This window comes from bacterium (assembly GCA_019695305.1).
GTDB lineage: Bacteria > UBA10199 > UBA10199 > UBA10199 > JAIBAG01 > JAIBAG01.
The window spans coordinates 41,228-60,661 of record JAIBAG010000009.1 but is presented as its reverse complement, the minus strand read 5'-3'; the positions used below and the strand labels follow the sequence as shown (position 1 = coordinate 60,661).

Annotated in this window: 15 protein-coding genes; 14 read left to right on the top strand and 1 reads right to left on the bottom strand. The window is 37.8% G+C overall.

Going from position 1 to position 19,434, the window contains the following annotated elements; translation table 11 throughout:
- The first annotated feature begins 4 nt into the window (after positions 1-4).
- From K1X76_06015 to K1X76_06000, 4 genes are read left to right on the top strand one after another with little or no spacing between them, the layout of a single operon-like run.
- Positions 5-343 carry an STAS domain-containing protein gene (locus K1X76_06015; protein ID MBX7148624.1) on the top strand — a complete coding sequence of 113 codons (339 nt, stop codon included), beginning with the start codon at positions 5-7 and terminating at the stop codon, positions 341-343.
- A complete protein-coding gene (locus K1X76_06010) occupies positions 340-2,025 on the top strand; it encodes a SpoIIE family protein phosphatase (GenBank protein ID MBX7148623.1) in 1,686 nt (561 codons plus the stop codon). Before K1X76_06015 ends, K1X76_06010 begins: the two co-directional genes overlap by 4 nt.
- A 1-nt stretch (position 2,026) precedes the next feature.
- On the top strand, positions 2,027-3,250 hold the full coding sequence (locus K1X76_06005) for a bifunctional folylpolyglutamate synthase/dihydrofolate synthase (protein ID MBX7148622.1): 1,224 nt from the start codon (positions 2,027-2,029) through the stop codon (positions 3,248-3,250).
- 44 nt (positions 3,251-3,294) lie between these two features.
- Positions 3,295-4,398 (top strand): hypothetical protein, encoded by a 1,104-nt coding sequence (locus tag K1X76_06000; GenBank protein MBX7148621.1) that lies wholly within the window; start codon positions 3,295-3,297, stop codon positions 4,396-4,398.
- A gap of 31 nt (positions 4,399-4,429) precedes the next feature.
- Here K1X76_06000 and K1X76_05995 read toward each other — a convergent pair whose 3' ends face one another.
- Positions 4,430-5,452 carry a CapA family protein gene (locus K1X76_05995; protein ID MBX7148620.1) on the bottom strand — a complete coding sequence of 341 codons (1,023 nt, stop codon included), beginning with the start codon at positions 5,450-5,452 and terminating at the stop codon, positions 4,430-4,432.
- A gap of 27 nt (positions 5,453-5,479) precedes the next feature.
- Between K1X76_05995 and K1X76_05990 the strand changes: the two genes are divergently transcribed.
- The 10 genes from K1X76_05990 (at position 5,480) to pelG (ending at position 19,431) form a co-directional block, all read left to right on the top strand.
- On the top strand, positions 5,480-5,836 hold the full coding sequence (locus K1X76_05990) for an arsenate reductase family protein (GenBank protein ID MBX7148619.1): 357 nt from the start codon (positions 5,480-5,482) through the stop codon (positions 5,834-5,836).
- On the top strand, positions 5,815-6,630 hold the full coding sequence (locus K1X76_05985; protein ID MBX7148618.1) for an endo alpha-1,4 polygalactosaminidase: 816 nt from the start codon (positions 5,815-5,817) through the stop codon (positions 6,628-6,630). The genes K1X76_05990 and K1X76_05985 overlap by 22 nt, the downstream gene beginning before the upstream one ends.
- On the top strand, positions 6,627-8,696 hold the full coding sequence (locus tag K1X76_05980) for a hypothetical protein (GenBank protein ID MBX7148617.1): 2,070 nt from the start codon (positions 6,627-6,629) through the stop codon (positions 8,694-8,696). Before K1X76_05985 ends, K1X76_05980 begins: the two co-directional genes overlap by 4 nt.
- Positions 8,697-8,743: 47 nt before the next feature.
- Positions 8,744-11,713: a tetratricopeptide repeat protein gene (locus K1X76_05975; protein ID MBX7148616.1), complete on the top strand. Its 2,970-nt coding sequence runs from the start codon at positions 8,744-8,746 to the stop codon at positions 11,711-11,713.
- Between the two features lie 50 nt (positions 11,714-11,763).
- The gene (locus K1X76_05970; GenBank protein MBX7148615.1) at positions 11,764-12,132 is read left to right on the top strand and encodes a response regulator; all 369 of its coding nucleotides are present in this window, start codon (positions 11,764-11,766) and stop codon (positions 12,130-12,132) included.
- 39 nt (positions 12,133-12,171) lie between these two features.
- Positions 12,172-13,527, top strand: coding sequence for a hypothetical protein (locus K1X76_05965; protein MBX7148614.1), 1,356 nt, complete (start codon positions 12,172-12,174; stop codon positions 13,525-13,527).
- A 73-nt stretch (positions 13,528-13,600) separates the two neighbouring features.
- On the top strand, positions 13,601-14,560 hold the full coding sequence (locus K1X76_05960) for a hypothetical protein (GenBank protein MBX7148613.1): 960 nt from the start codon (positions 13,601-13,603) through the stop codon (positions 14,558-14,560).
- Positions 14,557-16,506 (top strand): hypothetical protein, encoded by a 1,950-nt coding sequence (locus tag K1X76_05955; GenBank protein ID MBX7148612.1) that lies wholly within the window; start codon positions 14,557-14,559, stop codon positions 16,504-16,506. Before K1X76_05960 ends, K1X76_05955 begins: the two co-directional genes overlap by 4 nt.
- Positions 16,503-17,966, top strand: a complete 1,464-nt coding sequence (pelF, locus tag K1X76_05950; GenBank protein MBX7148611.1) for a GT4 family glycosyltransferase PelF — start codon at positions 16,503-16,505, stop codon at positions 17,964-17,966. The genes K1X76_05955 and pelF overlap by 4 nt, the downstream gene beginning before the upstream one ends.
- 58 nt (positions 17,967-18,024) lie before the next feature.
- Positions 18,025-19,431, top strand: a complete 1,407-nt coding sequence (gene pelG, locus K1X76_05945) for an exopolysaccharide Pel transporter PelG (protein MBX7148610.1) — start codon at positions 18,025-18,027, stop codon at positions 19,429-19,431.
- Positions 19,432-19,434: the final 3 nt, after the last annotated feature.

The following is a 19,434-nucleotide window of genomic DNA, read 5'->3' as shown; positions in this document are numbered from 1 at the left end:
AATTATGATTACTTCTCATATTCGTAAAAACGATGTTGTTATTATTTCTCTTTCCGGTTCACTTGAAATTGGTAAACAGGCAAAGCTGAAGGAGGAAATAAATAAACTCATTCCTACCGATACCAAGCAATTGGTACTCGATTTAAATGCAGTAGATTTTATCGACAGTACTTGTTTGGGTGCTTTTGTTGGGCTGTCGCGCACGTTAAGACAAAAAAACGGGGATCTTAAAATTGCTTCTCCCTGCGAGGAAGTGAAATCCATTTTGCAAATTACACGTCTTGATAAGGTATTTCAGATATACCCCAGTGTGGATGAAGCTGTAAGTTCCTATCCTTCATGAAAAATAGTACCATTCAGGTTAGTTTTTCTGTTCGCCGCGAAGGGGACATGTTGCCTAGTTTTGATCGCGCTTTTTCAAGTTTGCGTAAAAAAGGCGCTAGCTCACATCTTTCCAACCAATTTGTATCCGATCTTAAACTGGCCTATGCCGAAGGAGTGGGCAATGCCATTCGTCATGCCAGAGAACTGGAAAAGAATAAAAAAGTAGATGTGAAAATTGAGCTGACTGCTAAAGGGATTACTCTTTTTATTACCGATCACGGGCCTGGCTTTAATGTAACAAAAGTTAAAGCCCCCGATTTTAAAAACATGCTTGAATCGGGGAGAGGTGTTTTTTTGATGCGTCAACTGGTGGATACGGTTCACTATAAAAAGAGTAAAAAAGGAAATGTGTTAACATTAAGCCGTGCTTTTATTGGGCTTGATCCTAAACTACGTGATTTAAATTTTATTTTAGAAATGAGCAGCCGCCTTTTATCTACAGAAGACCCCTCCATGATATATCAGCTTATTTTAGAAAGAGCGGCCGACGTTTTTGGTGCTCTTAAGGCATCTATTCTTTTATACGATGCTAGTGCTCGTAAGCTAAAACTGGCAGCAAGTCGTGGACTTTCCAAGGTTGGATCGGTGGAAGTTCGCCCTGGTGAAGGGATTGCCGGTTATGTGTTTAAACACCAAAAGCCATGCCTTATTGCGGATATCAAAAAAAATCAGTCGGGTTGGGAAAAAAAGAAAAAATACAAAACCCATTCGTTTATTTCGGCACCTCTTTTTTATCATGCCCCCGAAACCAAACAGCTTGAATCGGTGGGTGTTATTAATATGACCGACAGGCGTGACGGAAAGGCTTTTACAAAAAAGGATCTTTTGCTTTTAACAGCTATTGCTAATCAGGCAGCAGCTTGTTTGTATTTAAAAAATTTGTTGGTGCGAGCCACCGAAGCCGAAAGTTTAAAACACGAATTTGAAATTGCCGGTAAAATTCATGAACATTATTTGCCACGCGCGTTTCCTCCATTTCCCGATTTAGAAGTGCATGGCCAGTGTGATACAGCACTTGAGATAGGTGGCGATTATTATGATGTGATTCGTTTAAACGACGAAGAAACAGTGCTGGTGATGGCCGATGTGTCGGGGCATAACTTGGCCGCATCTCTTACCATGGCCAATTTTAGAAGTCAGATGAAGGCCATTTTGTTACAGGAGAAAAAGCCGGAAAAAATTCTCTCGCTGCTTAATACCTCGCTCTACAACGATTTATATAAGTCCGATCAATTTATTACTATGGTGTTAGCAGTTTATCATCATTCGTATGCTACCTTGTCGGTGGCTTCGGCTGGTCACTTTTTCCCGCTTATTAAACGTGATGGCAAGGTGTGGCCAATAGCCGGTTATGAGGAAGCTGGCGTTGCTTTAGGTATTGTGCCTTCCGAAGAATATAAGGCCATAGAAATTGTTCTTCGTAAGCAGGATTCAGTTTTATTTTATACCGATGGTATTATTGAGTGTGCTAACGGGCACAACGAACGTTATGGGCTTAATCGTTTGGCCTCCTCATTTCAATTGTCTTCTTTTGATCATGCCTCGCACAATGTGGAATATTTGATGGAAAGCTCCAAACAGTTTTCTTTAGGTCAAAAACGCGCCGATGATGCATCGGCACTTATTATGACTCTTAAGTAAGATGGATTCTTTTATTATCTACGATTTAGAATTATTACAAAAAAACGGCATACATCCGGGCCTTGATACTATACTCAATACACTTCATCTATTTGGAAATCCTCAGCGTTCGTTTCAATCGGTGCATATAGCAGGTACTAACGGTAAAGGATCTACCTGTACCTTTGTGGCCCAAATGCTGATTGAAGCAGGATACAAAACGGGACTGACACTTTCGCCCCACATTCAATCGGTACGTGAGCGCATTCAAATAAACGGAACTTGGATTTCGGAGGAAGATTTTGCGCGCTTACATCAATTGTTAAAACAAAAAGTAGGGCTAAAAAAACACACTTATTTTGAATGGATTATTCTCATCATGTTTTTGTATTTTGCCGAACGTCAGGTGGATATTGCTATTTTAGAAACGGGGCTTGGTGGACGTTGGGATGCCACTAATGTGGTTACTCCCTTAGTAAGTGCCATTACTACGGTGGCCATGGACCATGAACACTATTTGGGAAACACTTTAGAAAAAATTCTGATAGAAAAAATGCAAATCATTAAGGGGGGAGAGGTTTGGACTGGTATTGATAACATGCATCTTCTTCCAGTTCTTAAGAAGCATTGCCAGTCTTGCAGAGCTATTTTTCATCAAATAGATAAAAATATACTTCATTTTGTAGAGGAGCTTCCCTTGGGGCTTGAGGGTGAGCATCAAAAGCGTAATGCGGCTCTGGCAGTGGGTATTATTCATTCCCTCAATTCTTTAGGTTTTGCCATATCGTCACAAGCCATAGCCGCTGGACTTCAAAACGCCCATATTGAAGGTCGTTTGGAGACGGTTTATAATAAACCCCAAATTGTGGTGGATGGAGCGCATAATGAAGAGGGTATTTTAAGTTTAGTCACATTTTTGAAAACTAACCCCTACAAGTTTCATGCCTTTTTTGGTTGTCTATCCGACAGGCCTCTTTCACACTTGGCGGGTTTATTATTACCCCATGTTTTGTCCTTAACATTGGTTTATTTTGAAACCAATCGTATGTACCCTCTTGAAACGTTACAGAAAGAAGCCAAGCGCCTGTCTCAAGAGCTTGGAGCAGATATAAAAGTACTTAATCTTCAAGAGATTTATTTAAAAAAATGGCTTGAGTCTTATTCTCAATCCGATCACATTATCATTACAGGGTCGCTGTATCTGGTAGCCCAGTTTAAACAAGCCTTAAAAACTATTAATGTTTAAAGTTAATGGTTGTTGATACCCTACTTAAAGGAAGCGAGGTCTTTATGAAAAAAGTTTGGTTGGTAGTATCATTTATTTTTATATCGTCAGCCGTTCAGGCCGGTGTGGATCCTACCTTACAGAGAGCCATCGATGCGGCTTATAATGCACAAACGTCTGAGGCTAAAGCCGCTATTAACCAATATATAGGGGCTCATCCCGATGATCCTGTGGGTTATATTGTCAAAGGAACCATTGGTGATTGGGAAGACCAAGTCAATAACTTAAGAGGAGCAAACGATACTCAAATTTTAGCTGATTATAAAAGGGCCAATGATTTGGCTTTTCATCAATGGGATAAAGACCAGAACAATATTGATAAAATGATCAACTTGGGAAATTCCTATTTGTATTTGGCGCGTAAATGGATTGATTTAGATAAAAAATCGCGCGCAGGGCTTATTCTTAAAAAATGTAAAAAGCATATGGAAGAAGCCATAGAAAAGGATCCTAGCCGTTACGATGCCTATTTGGCCATTGGCTCATTTAATTATTTTGCTGCCAATATTCCTCCTGGGCTTAAGTTTTTAACGGGTATTATGGGAATTTCGGGTAATGAGCAAAAGGGCATATCGCAACTAAACCAAACCGCTAATAATTCTAATATTTATCAGGCCGATGCCCAATTTTTGCTTACTTATATTTTTGGCGAATCTAAAAAAGATTACACACAAACTAAAAAATATTTAGAACCTCTTATTGCCAAATATCCCAATAATCCGCAGTTTCGGTTTTCAAAAATTAAATATGCATATCGTGGTAAGGCATATGCGGAATCGGAGGCTGCCTATCAGGATTTTATGAGTTTTTGTGACAGTCACAAATGCAATTCTTATTACCAGTTTCAGTCAAATTATTATTTACTGGCTGGACTTATTAAACAGCAAAAATATGTTGAAGCCCGTAAGTATTTAGAAACCACACAAAAAATGGATCCACATCACGATAAAAAAGTAACGGCAAATTTATCGCTTTACAATGGCATTGTGCTTAAGAGCGAAGGTAAAAAAGAAGAAGCCCGTGCGGCTTTAGAAGCAGCCAAAAATTTGGTGGGTGATAAAGAATCGTCTATCTATCAAACAGCCGATAAGGAACTTGCAAACTTATAATGACAGAACGGTAATGGAGCTCATTCATAATTTACTTCGCTGTTATTACAAATTGGTTTTGCTCTATGGCACCCTGTGTGCCAAGAGCTTGTGATAACATCTTAGCGCGATCAAGGGCTGTTTTAAGATTGTTCTCTTCAGCTAAACGCGTTTTTGTGTTGATAATATTAACTGGATAAAGAGACGCTTTTTTAAATGTCATATTTTCGTTTAATCTTACCTCGGCAATAAGTCCCAAATCGTTTCGCATGTCTGGTTTTACCTCGTAATCATCAATTAAATCGCCCAAACTATAAAAAATGGGTTTGCCCTTATAAAGTTCCATTCCTTGAAAAACATGCGGGCTATGCCCGTGAATAAGATCAGCGCCGGCATCCACAAGACCGTGGGCAAAATGTTGAAATTCGGCTGAGGGTGCTTTTACCCAATTGCCGCCCCAGTGAAGAGATATAATAATATAATCAGCGCCGCTCGCTTTGGCTTTTTTGATTCGTTCAATGGTTTGTGCTAAACCGCTACTATTAATAGGAGCGTAGGCAATACCTGGCTTATTATCTTGGGCTTGCCAGGAAACTACATTATCGGTTAGCGAAATAAGAGCGATAGTATGGTTTTGAACTTTAATCAGAGGAACAGTGTAGGCTTCATTGTGCTTGAGTCCGGCGCCCGCTATTGTGATACCAGCTTTTTTATAGGTTTGAAGTGTGTCTTTTAAGCCCGCAAGCCCGTAATCAAGAACATGATTATTGGCCAAATTGACGGCATCTATACCTAATGCTTTTAAAAAACGAACATGAGACGGCGGTGCTTTAAAGTAAAATGCCTTTTTTTCGTAAGTTTTGGTGTGATTTGTAAAAGCGAGTTCGGCATTTACCAATGCAAAGTTGGCTTTTAGAAATAGTTCCTGGCTGTTACCCCACACTTCGCTAACCGAAGCATCACGATTAGCCAATGCGACATTACGTCCCAACATAGTATCTCCACCCAGAGCAATGGTAAATGCAAATGCAGGGTAAGGGAGAATAAGAAGAAAGAGTAAAATTTTTGTTTTCATAAGAAAAATGTCCAGTATAGTGCTTCTATGTTACTTAAAATATACGTCTATAAAAACTGTAGCACCTGTCAAAAAGCACTTAAATTTTTAAACGCGCACAATATTAAGCATCAAGTGTTTCCTATTCGAGAAACACCTCCATCTCAAGGCGAAATAAAAAGTATGCTGGTCCATTTAAAAGGAGAAGTCAAAAAGCTTTTTAATACCTCTGGCCAGGATTACCGAACCTTGAAAATTGCCAATCAATTACCGTCACTCTCACAAGCGGATATCCTAAAATTGCTAGCAGGTAATGGTAATTTAATTAAAAGACCTTTTGTTTTATCGCCAAAAATAGGTTTGGTTGGATTTAAGGAGGATGAGTGGAAAAAAGAATTACTCTAATTCTTTTTTTATTTTTTTTAAGTGCTTGCTCCTCACAAACATCGGGCTGGATGATCTATTATGGTAAAAATTTAAACGCTTCGTCTTTATCTAAGCTCAATTTTATTATTACCGACCCCGACAATATTACGCCTGCATCCTATCCCAAGACTACTAAATTTATTGCCTATTTAAGTGTGGGTGAAATCCATGACACACGGCCGTATTTTGTGCTTTTTAACAATTCTAAAACCATTCTTGAAAAGAATCCCGATTGGGACGGCGCTTATAGGGTAGATATTAGAAATGCCAAATGGCAGACCTATTTGATTAACACACTTATTCCTCGTTTTATGGCTGATGGTTATAGTGGACTTTTTTTAGATACGCTCGATACGGCGCTTTATGCCGAAAACGTACTCAATCAGCAAGGATCACAGGAAGCGTTGTTAGGTTTTATAGCCAAACTTCACAATCAATACCCCGATTTAGAGATTTATACCAATAACGCTCTCGCTCTTTTAGACAAAATGGGAAATATCATTACTGGTGCGGTGGCCGAAGATGTGATGACGGGATATGATTTTAAAAACAAGACTTATACCGATGTGGCCCGGGATGAAAGAGAAGTAAAAATACGGTACTTGCAAAGCTTTAAAGAACGTTTCAATAAACCGGTTTATGTGGTACTGTACGGCACCAATATACATTCCTATCGCATCCAAAATGGCATTCGTGATTTAAAAAAAATGGGGTTCCATTATTTGGTAAGCGACATTCTTTTTGAAAAAAATGTTTTGATTGAAGATGAATGAAAAATTTATTTGCTAAAGCGCTGTTTTTTTTATGGGCATTTTCTTCTATCTTGCCTTTTTCTTTTGCTGGTGAAACTCCGGTAAAGCGAACCATTCTCGTTTTTTATGACGACAAAATTTATCCCGCACCATTTTACACCGATATTCATCAGTATGTAGAGTCCTCTCTTAACCATCTGGGGCTTAAACTCATGTATTGGGGTGTAAATAAACCTTTACCAAATTGGGATACATTAAGCGATGTGAGAGGGATATTGAGTTGGTTTAAAACACCCAATGTTGTTCCTAACACACAAGATTATTGCAACTTTTTAAACCAGGCCTTCGACCGCGGGGTAAAGATGGTGGTTTTATCGGAATTAGGATTTTTAGAAGAAAAAGCTTCGGGGCTTTCTCCTGTGTGTAGTGAAGCTTTTAAAAGATTGGGCGGTATATATACATCGGAGTATTCGGATAACCCTTATTTTTTTGAATTAGTTTACTCTAATCCCAAAATGATGAGCTATGAAAGAAAACTTCTTTTTTCAGAGCCTATAGTTTATCGTCTTATTAAACCCGCACGTTCAACAGTTACTTCCCATTTAACGATACGCCGTACCGATTTGGAGAATAGCGACTCGTCTATGGTGTTTACTTCCGAAAACGGGGGCTATGCACAACCCACACATGCTTTTTATATGGTTCCCGATATTAAAAAGCAGCAGTGGAGAGTTAATCCCTTTTTGTTTTTTGAAGAAGCCTATGGCTTACAGGGGCTTCCAATACCCGACACTACTACCATTAACGGCAACCGAATTTTTTACAGCCATATTGATGGAGATGGTATTGTTAATTTATCTAATATCGATCGCAAGTCGTATGATGGTGAAATAATTTATAATGAGATTCTTAAAAAATATTCCTCTATTCCCATCACGGCTTCTCTGATTACCGGTTACTTTGATATGCCAGAATTTAATACAGAGCGTATTCAAAAATTATACCAGAATATTTATTCTTTACCCAATATTGAACCTTCTTCGCATGGCTATGCTCATCCCCTAGATTGGAAAAAGGAAACTTACTCCCTGAAAATTGCGGATTACAGATTTGATGAAAAAAAGGAAATAGCGACTTCTGCAGAAAAAATGAATCAATTATTAAAAAAAATGGGCGTTTCCAAAAAAGTAGATTTGTTTGAATGGACAGGAAATTGTTTGCCCACCGACGAGCAGGCTCGAGTACCAAGCGAGGCAGGTTTGGCCAATATTAATGGTGGTGACAGTCGATTTGATCGCATTTTTGATAGCGTTTCCTATGTGGCGCCTTTGGGTTTGAATCACAATGGCATTTGGCAAATTTATGCCAGTAATTCCAATGAAAATACCTATACCAATCGCTGGAAGGGTCCTTATTATGGTTATCAGGATGTAATTGAAACTTTTCAAAATACCAATACCCCCAAACGAATTAAACCTCTCAATGTTTATTATCATTTTTATTCAGGTGAGTATCAAGCCTCTTTAAAAGCACTTAAAAAAGCATACGATTATGCACTGGCCCAGTCCATTTTTGCTATTACCGCCAGCCGTTTTTCAAAATTAGCCCAAGGTTTCTATTCCACCCAAATTGCCATTAATGATAGCGGTGGTTATGTTATTAGTAATCACTCTCATTTAAAAACTATCCGTTTTGATAACACCATTTTAAATGTAGATCTTGTACGCTCACGAGGTGTGCTTGGTTTTCATCATGATCAGGGTAATTTGTATGTATTTTTAAATGATGAAGACTCTCAGATAATTTATTTAACCGGATTAAAACCTGGAAAGCCTTATATTGTTCAATCTACATTTGATGTCATGAATTGGGATGTTAAAGGGAAAAATATTTCATTTGAAAAAAAAGGTTGGCATAAAAGCAGGATGAGCCTGGGAGGGTTACCTTCAAAGGCTAGGTATTTAATTAGTTATGCCAATCAAGAAGCTGTGGCTTCTGCCTCTCAAGATGGAATCTTGGATTACACTTTTCCAAGTGCAGAAAATGAAAAGGAAGCGCTTGCGGTTAATATAACGCTAATTCCTTAGCTGTATAGAAAACGTATAAGTTATTTTTTTAGAAATTAGGGACTGGATTGAATTTATCTAAAATCAAAATAGGGATTTTTTTTCTCACAATATTTCTTTTGTTGTGGCTTTTGTATCCCTCTAAACTTTTTTTGGGATATATTTACGAGGGACAAAGTGAGCTAACACGTGCCGAGCAATATTATCTGGATTATCTTCAAAAAAAACCAAATAGCAAATTTGTTATTAAACGTCTTTCTTCTTTGTATAAGCGGATGGGAGAACCAAGCAAGGCTTTACATGTATTACAACAATTAATGGATTATCGAAAAGCTGACTGGGAAGTGGCACAATTATACCTGGATATGCTTTCTGAAATGAACCAAGATGAAGATCTTTATAAAGCCAGGCTTAAAATAGCCGATATGTTTATAAACGATAAAAGAGTAGCGCGTTACAAGGTGGCGTCTCTATATGATGCTGCCTTACAGCATGCCTTGTGGACACAAAAGGTTAATGAGGCCTATTCTATATTGCTCAAAATTATTCCTATTACCCCGCGTCCAGAGGCTTATACCTATCGACTTGTTGATTTAGACAAGGGCTTTAAAAAAACAGATAAGCTCTTGGAATTTTTAAGAGGTGAACTTCAAAAACAGCCACAAAATTCGGGTATTCGTACCGAAATTGTCTCTATTTTACAGGTTCAAAAGCGAAACCAGGAGGCATTAAAAATTTTAAGAGAAGGTCTTTTACTTTCCCCTTTTGATAAAATTCTTCTCATGCGCATTACGCAGGTTTTTAATGATTTAAAATTATATTCCGATGCAATCCCGTTTGCCGAAAAAACCTTGGGTTTAAAAACCTTAAATGATTTGGAGCGCATTAGCATGATGCGTTTATTGGCTACTTTGTATGTAGATGTGGGACGCGACGAAGAAGGTATAAAACTTTTTGAAAGACTGACATCTTTAGATGAAAATGATCGAGACTCATGGCGGGGTATGATTGATGCTTATGCTCGTTTGGGTAATTTTGATGAAGTGCTTTATTACATGGAGCGTTATCTTAAGAACTTTTCAGATGATACCTCGATGAAGCAAAATATGGCCGAAACCCTTTTGTATAAGTTAAAAGATGACAGCGCCTTGAGTTTGTACCGCGAAGTTTTGATTTTTTTCCCGGATGCGTCTTTTGCCATGGATGTGGCTAATTTGTTGATTGAGAAAAATAAAAGAGAAGTTGCTCTTGCATGGCTACTAGAGCACGAAAAAGCATTTGGTAATTCATCTGTTTATCAAAAAACACTGGTGTCGGTTTTGGTGGATGCTCTCCGTTATAACGATGCCTATAGTCGCCTTAAAAAAATAGCCGGGAAAAATCCTTCTTACACAATTTTAAAAGACCTTATTTTTTTAGCGGATAAAAGTGGCAAACAAAACGAAGCTGAAACATGGGCCCATCATGTTGTGGTTCATTATGAAAATGATGATAAAATTATGGAAGAGATGGGGGCTTTGTTTTATTTTTGGGGTCAAGTAACGGAATCCCAATCTATTTTTAACAATCTTCTAAAAAAAGGCGATAAACTTGTTCCTTCCTATTGGTTGGGTGAAATTGAGTACGGTAAAGATCGTAAACAGGAAGCTTTTGTTCATTTTCAACATTATTTAACTCTCTACAAAAAAGAAAAATCACCTTCCATTCAGCTTATGGCCAAAGCCTTAAAGGCGCGTGGCCGTATGAGCTTAAACGATCATGTTCTTAACGATTACGCCCAAATAATAAAAAAATATCCCCGTGAGCAGCAGTTTTATTTTGATGTGATTGATCTTTTGATTGAAAATAAAAAGTCTCGGGAGGCCGGAAGTTATTATGTGCGTTATACTACTTACTATCCCGATGACGTGCAGACCAAAAGTTCTACTTTGGCACGTATAGCGGTGCTTGATAAAGAATGGAAAAAGGCGATTCGGTATTTTAAAGAAGCACTGACTTTTGACCCGGATAATTATTTTTTACACCACGATTTAGCGTATGTGCAGGATAAAAATGGGCAGTGGAAAGAAGCTTTAAATACCCTTGAATCTCTTTCGGCTTCAAAGAAACATATCCCCTTAGTGCAAGATTTGTATCGTTTGATTCGTGACGAGAAATCAAGCCATGCAGGATACAAGTTTTTCTTTAACGATTTGGGACTGGATTTTTATATGCAAAATGCAGCTTTTGTGCGTTTTGCTTTAAATAACCGCTTTTATGTAATGGGCCAAGGGCGCCATGGTTTTTATGATGTGGGCAGTAAAAATACTAAAAACAATACTGTAGATGCTGCCTTAGGCGTGGGTTTTAATATTAATCCGTTTTGGAACGTGGAAGTACAGGCCGATTATACTCAAAGTCATTTTGTAAAGGCGCCTGGTTTTTCGCTGCAGAGTCGTGAAGTAATATATGATTCACTCACGTTGATTCAAAATATTAAAGTCAACCAGGCCATGCTCAGTACGCCTCAGGCGATTCCTGCGGGGGGTAAGGAACATACGGGAGAATTTTTGGCTTTATTTCAACCAAGTGATCGTTTAGCCCTCAATGCTCGCTACGAATTTAGTCGTTACAGTTTAAAAGCAGGAGATACAGCAACAGGTCACGTGATCGAACCCGGTATTAGCTACAAATTTTTAAAAAATCCTTCACTTACCGCAGGATATCGCTTAAGTTTTATGCATATCAACCAAAGTGCTTCATTTTTAAGCCAAGTTAATCTTTTGGCCGATACCCGTACTCATTATTTTTCACTAGATCTTGCTCATCATGTTGGTCGCAATTTGTATTACCAAGTGGGTGTTTTTGGTGGAGAAGATACTAAGAGAAACCTGCATCTTTTTGAAGGCGATTTGTGGGGTGCCCAAAGCAATCTTAAATGGTATTGGGGTAAAAATTATGTTTTGGAGGGTCTTTATCGCTATGGTTCGGAGAGCCAGTCAACCACCAGCGGACAGTCGCATGAGGGCTTGCTCAGTATGACCGGATATTGGAAGTAGCAAACTTAAATTCAGTTGAGTTTCCATAAGAAATACACTAGCTTACTGGTATGTCAAAAAAAGTAATATTTATTGATGACGAGAAAGATTTTACCGATTTACTCACCACAATGCTTCATTTTCATAACATTGAAGCTGTTACCTTAAACGATCCGGTTGTTGCACTCAAAGAACTGGAAAAACAAACCTACGATTTAATCTTAACAGATCTGATGATGCCTGAGGTGAGTGGTTTTGACATTATTAAGTCGGCGCGGGCTGATTCTCGTTATAAAAAAACACCCATTATTGTATTAACAGCCAAAACATTAAGTGATGCCGAAAGAAAATTATTGTTTCAAAACGATGTTCATTTTTACGTAAAGCCGTTTGAGCCACAGGAGTTAGTGGGGCAAATTAAAACGTTATTGGCCGGCTAGTTAAATGTATTGGGTAATTCTCTCCTTTTTAAAGGGTAAATGAAAAACAAATCCTTTTATTTTGAAATTTTCTTTTTTTATTTCCTTATTATTGTTGTTAATTTTACTTTTTTTCGAGCTTATCCCGGTTTTTTAGATATTCATCCACATCCGTTTTGGTTGGGTATTTTGCTGTTTGGTTTTCGTTATGGGTTAGTTGCTGGCTCGTTATCCGGGTTTGTTTCTACATTTTCGTATTTGGGGCTTATTTGGTTTTTTGGTGAACGATATGTTTTTGAAGATGTTACCTTTTACATTTTGCCGGCTCTCTTTATTATTTTGGGAACGTTAATTGGTTTGGGGGTAAATCGATATATTTTTATTATTGCTAACCAAAAAAAGAGTATGCAGGATTTGGGTCAGGAAATTATAAATTTATCCCGAGAGGTAGAGGCACAAAAGGCGATTTCACGCGATTTAGAGAAAAAAATTGTAAGCCGTTTTACCACAATGGTTACACTTTATGAAGGTGCACGTCGCTTAGATGCAAACGATTTAGATGAATTAACCGCCGGTATAGTAGATTTTTTTGCAAAAGCCTTAAATTTGGAAGCAGCATCTTTATATATGCGTACCGATACGGGGTGGGTTTTAAGGGCCCGTTATGGTTGGGAAAACCCAAATCAATTTCCAGCGGCCTATGGGGCGAATGAGGGTTTGGTGGGTTTGGCGGGTTCATCGCGTAGACTTGTAACCATTAAAGATTTTACAACAACCGGTAATGAAGGACATGGCCCAAGGGAGTGTTTGCTAGCGTGCCCTCTTTATAACGGTGAAAACGGCGATTTGGTGGCTATATTTGCCGTACAAAAAATAGCGATTACTAATCTTAACAGTGCCACAACTAATTTATTATCCTTTTTGGCAGCCTGGGCATCACGGTCGTTAGGCCGTTCTTTTTATATGGAAGAAATGCGAGGACAGGAAATTATGGATAATGAACTCAATGTTTACACCTACAGTTATTTTGAAACACGTTTGAAGCAAGAATTTATCCGTTCAGTAACATACTATCTGCCTGTTTCTCTTATGTTGGTACGTTTAACGGGACTAGCCGATAAGGATATAGCCGTTAAACATAAATATTATGTATTGGTATCACGTTTGTTAAACGAAAGCCTGCGTGATACCGATGTACTTGCTAAAAGTACCGATGCTCGTTTGTCGTTTATGTGTTTGTTAAGCACAACTACCGAAGCCAAAGCGAGTGAATTGGCCAAAATTATTGAAGACAGGTTCAATAAGTTGCAGTTACACGATGGAGTGGAATTACATCTGGGAATTTCGTCGTTTATGCCGGGAATGAACGACGCACAGATGCTTATTGAAAAAGCCAGGACCATGCTGGATGCTTGAAACAAGACTCTACATTACTGTGAGGTTCATCTTGTGCTGGGTTATAGCACTCAGCCTTGAATATCCTTTTTTCATGTCGTTTTTTTTGGGGAATAATTCAAAAATTTTATTTAGGCCCGAATCGGCTATGGCCATTCATCTGCTATCGTCTATTGTTTTGCTTTTTTCCGAATCAAAAGGCTTTGGCTGGTTTGATCACATGCGGAACTGGCCGCGTCTTTTTTCTTTTTTTGGATTATTTTTTCCTGTTTTTGGCGCGGTAATGGCTTTACCTATTTTTTTATTTTGTCGCTTTGCTAAGCCCGATGTAGACAATCCCAATTACTACGAAGATGAAATAACCCCAGAACTTACCAAACGTAGTTTATACGATATACGTCCTTTAGAAGAGCGCTTAATTGAGGCAAACGACGTATTATCGCTTGCCGATATTATGATGCTATCCGATGACGAAATGAAGAGAGGGGCCATTGATCGTTTGGTAGCACTTGCAAGTCCCGAGTCGGTAAATCTTTTAATGTCGATGAGATCATCGGCTTCGGCTGATACGCGGTTTTATGTTACGTCTGGGCTTGAAAAAATAAGAAAGAAATTTGAAGAAGAAATTGAAGCGGCCCATGAACAGTTGAAAGAGGGAGAATACAAAGTTTCGGCACGTATTTTTTTAGCTAAAGTCTATCAGCAATATGCCGAATCGGGTTTAGTAAATAGTGAAACAGCTGCTATTTATTACGAAGAAGCTAAAAAACATCTTTTATTTTGTTTTGATAGTAAGCACGTGAATACACGAGTTGTTCTTTTTTTATTGGAGTTACTTTTTAAGCAAAAAAACTACATAAAAGCATTGGATGTATTAGAAAAAGCACGTCACATGCAGCTTATTGATTTTACCAACGAACTGGATTGGCGTATTCGTATTTTATTTGAGCAACAAAGGTATCAAGAATTGACCAAGGAGTTAAGACAAGGAACCACAAACGGTACATTGCCATCACAGTATATTTCATTGGCGCAGTGGTGGGGGGTAGTATGAACCTCGATTTAATTCGGTCTAATTTAGAAAGTCAGGATGAGGCAGTACAACACAAGGCGTGGTTTGATTTGTATTATGCTCAAACGCCAGAGGCGTTTCAGGAAATAACACGCATACTCATTGCAACTGATCCTATTTTAAAAATTTTATTTTGTCGCTTTTTGTCCCGTTTAGAAGATGAACGCTCATCCCGCTATTTGGTAACACTTCTTAATGATTTAAACGAGTCGGTAGTAGAACGAGCCATTTTGGCTTACGATAAAAACCGCTATCCCGAAAAAATTAAAAGACTTCTTAATATATTAAAGGCACCACATCCCAAGGCAAGGCTGTATGCCATTGATAAACTGACCTCACATGCAGTTTCTGAAAGCACTGTTCCAATTTTAAGAATTATGCGGGAACAAGATGAAAAAACATTTATGGCCTGTTTGATGGGAATTAGGTTGTTAGCCGATAAGCGTATTTTTAATGATGCAGCGTATTTTTTAAATAGTAACGACGAAAATGTGCGCTTTCATGCCTTATTAGCTCTGGGCTCTATATACCACTATATGAAGCGCCAGATTTTAAAACTTATTTTGCTTCAAATTAAAGATCCTTCACCACGTATTCGAAAAGCCATTTTGTGGATTATTAAAAGAGACCGTAAACACAAGGTTCGCAACCTATTTTTTGAACTTTCTATGGGTGATTTATCGGCTGATGTTCGTCAAGAGGCTATTTCTTGTTTAGCGGTACATCCCAATTTTAAAGTGGTGCGACATTTGGTAGATATTTTAACGCGCTCTAACGACAGAAATGTGGTTCTCAAAGCCGAAGCTACATTATTGGGTTTCCCCATGTCCATGTTATCTCGTTATCTTAAAAAAATGATGTCTGATAAAAATTCAGTTATTCGTTTTCGAGTGCTTACTTTATATGCTTCATTAAAGAAGGATGATGATTGCTTTCATTATTTGATGCAAGAATGGAGGGGAAAAAAGGACGATAAGGAAACCATTCATTTAATGGAATGCATGGGGTACCAGGGTGATAAGCGATACATTCCATTACTAGAAGATGGTTTAAGTAAAAGTCAGGTTAATGCGTATGTGGCTAGTGGAGTTTTATGTAAAATATGGGGAAACAATAAAAATATGCCACTTTTATTTTACTTGGAAAAAACCATAAAATACGAGTCAACAATCCAAGTTTTTTTAAAGCACGCCTGTAAAATGGGATTTGAAGCAGATGAGAACTTAAAAGATTTTCTTATTCCGCTCATGAACCATCCAGTAGCCAATATTCGGTATTTAGTTTTGCAGCTTTTAAAATTGAAAGTCGATCCCTCACTTTTTTTAAGTCTCACAATTTTGGAAGAAAAAGAGCAAGACCCCGCTATTAAGCAGGTTTTAGATGATATTATCCATGATATTGTTAGCCAAGATCCAATCAAGGCAGCAGAAACTTTAATGACGGTTACCGATGTAGTTTTTGCAGAGCGCCTTTTAAGCCTTCTTGTTATTCAAAAATTATCCCCTATTGTTCTTTTTAATTTTTCTAAAACCTTAATGTGTTTAGATCAAGAAGGCCGCTTTACAAAAATACTTTTTGATTGGCTCGCTGTATGTTTGAAATTGAATCTATTTGCTTTAAATGATTTTATAGAGCATTTGGACAACAGGCAGTTGATGGCAGAAGCGCTGCAACAAATGCAGCGGCGTATTTATGATGGTGATTTATTATATTTCGATTTATCGCAAAATATTATTCGTAAACTCTCCGAATTATCAGATGCCAAAAATGTTGAAATACTTATTTTAAGTTTAGGTTGTGGTTATAAAGCGGAAACATTGTCTGAGCTGATTTCATTTTTATGTGATTCCCATTATGTGAGTTTTAACAGTATTTGTACCAAAGCGATTCGTTTTTTTATGAGCCGAACAGAGAGGCAGGTAGCATGATTGATGTTTGCCTTTTATTGGAAGGTACTTATCCGTATGTGGCGGGTGGTGTTTCAACATGGGTTCATCAACTTGTAAGCCACATGCGTGATATTCGTTTTGGTATTGTTTATATTTCTCCTCATGCAGATCCTACCCGCACATTTAAATATCATTTGCCCGATAATATTATTTACATCAAAGAAGTTGATTTACACGATTATCGTTTGGAAGATGAAAAAATACGTAAACCTCAAAAGCACGACTTTGACACTATTGAATTGTTCTACCGAGGGATATTAAAAAACAATTTTGACATTTGGGATGATTTTTTGAGGCTTTTTCAGGGACAAAATAAATGTTTTACCATCCCTTCTTTTTTTAAATCCAAGGGAGTATGGGATTTGCTTCATAAACTTTATTATGAACTTAAAATTGATGTGTCCTTCATCGATTTTTTTTGGACATGGCGTGGTACACATCTTCCTCTATTACAAATTTTAACTACCGAAGTTCCGCAATCTAAAATTTATCATGCTGTTTCTACAGGGTATGCCGGGTTATTGGGAGCTGTGGCAAAAAGCATGAGCGGTGGTAAATATTATTTAACAGAGCATGGGATATATACGCACGAGCGTATTTTAGAAATTACACAGGCCAATTGGATATATGATGAAGAATCCGATTTGGTCCGTGCCACGTCGCGTATTTCATTTTTTAAAGAATGGTGGATTACGCTTTTTAAAATTTTAAGCAGGATGAGTTATTTTGCTTCTGATAAAATTTTTACTCTGTACGAGGGGAATAGATTAAAACAAATTTTTGAAGGTGCTGCGCCCGAAAAAGTAATGGTGATTCCAAACGGTATTAGAATGACCGATTATATGAAAATTTTGCCCACACCAAGCACTCATCCCCGTATTGGTTTAATTGGGCGTGTGGTAGGAATTAAAGACATCAAAACCTTTATTGAAGCCGCTAAAATTGTACTGGCATCAAAGCCCGATGCGGAGTTTTTTATTGTAGGGCCTTTAGAGGAGGAAGAAGATTATGTTAATGAATGTAAGTCTCTGGTTGATATTTTAGGGCTTAATAACAAAATACAGTTTACGGGCCGAATGAATATGGCCGATATTTTGGGGAAACTCGATTTAGTTGTACTTACCAGTGTATCTGAAGCACAGCCCTATGTTGTTTTAGAAGCAAATGCAGTGGGTATTCCGGTGGTTTCTACCAATGTGGGGGCCTGTGCCGAAATGTTATATGGCGTATATCCTGAAGACGTAGCCTTAGGGCCTAGTGGTGTAGTGACGGGAGTGGCTAATCCAGCCCAAACTGCTAAAGCCATGGTCGATTTATTGGCGGAGCCAGAAACTTATAAAAAAATGGGAGAGGCTGGTAAACAAAGGGTGGCACGTTATTACGATCAGGATGATTTATTAAGCCGCTATCTCAATGTTTACGAAACTGAGTTGCGTTAAAATAAAGCAGAAAACGAATGCGAGCGATGAAGGGGATGCGTAGGCCCCTATAATTAATATGGCTGGAATTGCATTTAAATTACAAAAAATGCTGGCAGGCGGTTCTTATACCGATATTGCACGGGCTTATTCATACTCGGCCATGATTTCGTCGGGACCTTTTTTGGTGGTGATGGGGACTCTTTTTGGTATTAAATTTTTTATTCAAGATTATTTAAGTTTAGAGGAGTCCAATTTATTTTTCTCTCTTATTGTATACGTGTTTGCATTTTCTATGCTGGGCACAGCCCCATTTTTTTATGTAGTGACACGCTATTTGGCCGATAAATATTTTTTAAAAGAAGTGTCGGCCTATTCACCATCGTACATTGCTGTTTTGCACGTTCTTTTTGCTGTTCAAACGGTAGTAAGTTTACCCTATTTATATTTTTTACAAATACCGTTTACGGCAAAATGGGTTTTGTACGTATTATTTTTATTTATGAGCGGTATTTGGATGGCCATGGTGTATTTGTCGGCCGGAAAAAATTACTTGGCGGTGGTGTGGGCTTTTTTATCCGGGGCTATTATTAGTGCTGCTCTTTCTTATATATGGGGATCATCTAAGGGTCTTATTGGTTACATTCAGGCGTTTACGGTTGGTGAAGGTGTAGTTTTTACTATTTTAACAATGCGTATTTTTAAAGAGTTTGGTTACACTTCTGCTTACGATTTTGGTTTTTTTGAATACTTTAAAAAGCATCCCTATTTAATGGGTGCGGGTATTTTCTATTATGCAGGATTATGGATTGATAAATTTATATTTTGGTTTTCGCCCAATGGAGATGTAATTATTCCGCATTTACGTGTTTTTACCTTGTACGATACCCCCATATTTCTTTCGTTTTTAACAGTAATTCCTTCTATGGCCTTTTTTATGGTGCAGATGGAAACCAATTTTTTAAAGGTGTATTTGTCGTACTACGAGCACGTTCGTAAAAGAGCTTCACTTCATACTATTGAACAAAAAAGACAAGAGATGGTGGATAGTTTGTCGGGGCATTTTCAAAAGTATGCTATTTTTCAAGGCATCATTAGCGGCATGGTAGTTCTTTTTATTTATGTTATAGCCGATTTTTTTAATTTAAACCCTTTGCAAATGGGTATTTTTCGCATTGGAATTTTAGCTGCTTTTTTACAAATGGGTTATTTGATGGTGATTAATATTATTTTCTATTTTGATTTTCAAAAGGAAGCCTGTTTTACGGCAGCAGTATTTTTTGTGAGTAACGCTGTGTGTACATTTATGACACTTTATTTTGGTTTTGAGTCATATGGTTTTGGTTATGCGTTGGCCGGGTTTATTACTCTTTTAGTGAGCTTTTTAATTCTTAACAAACGTGTTTCGGAACTCGATTACTGGACTTTTATGCAGCAACCCATCTCCATCCCCGCCTTCAAATTGGAATCAGAAAAATCCAAATAATTA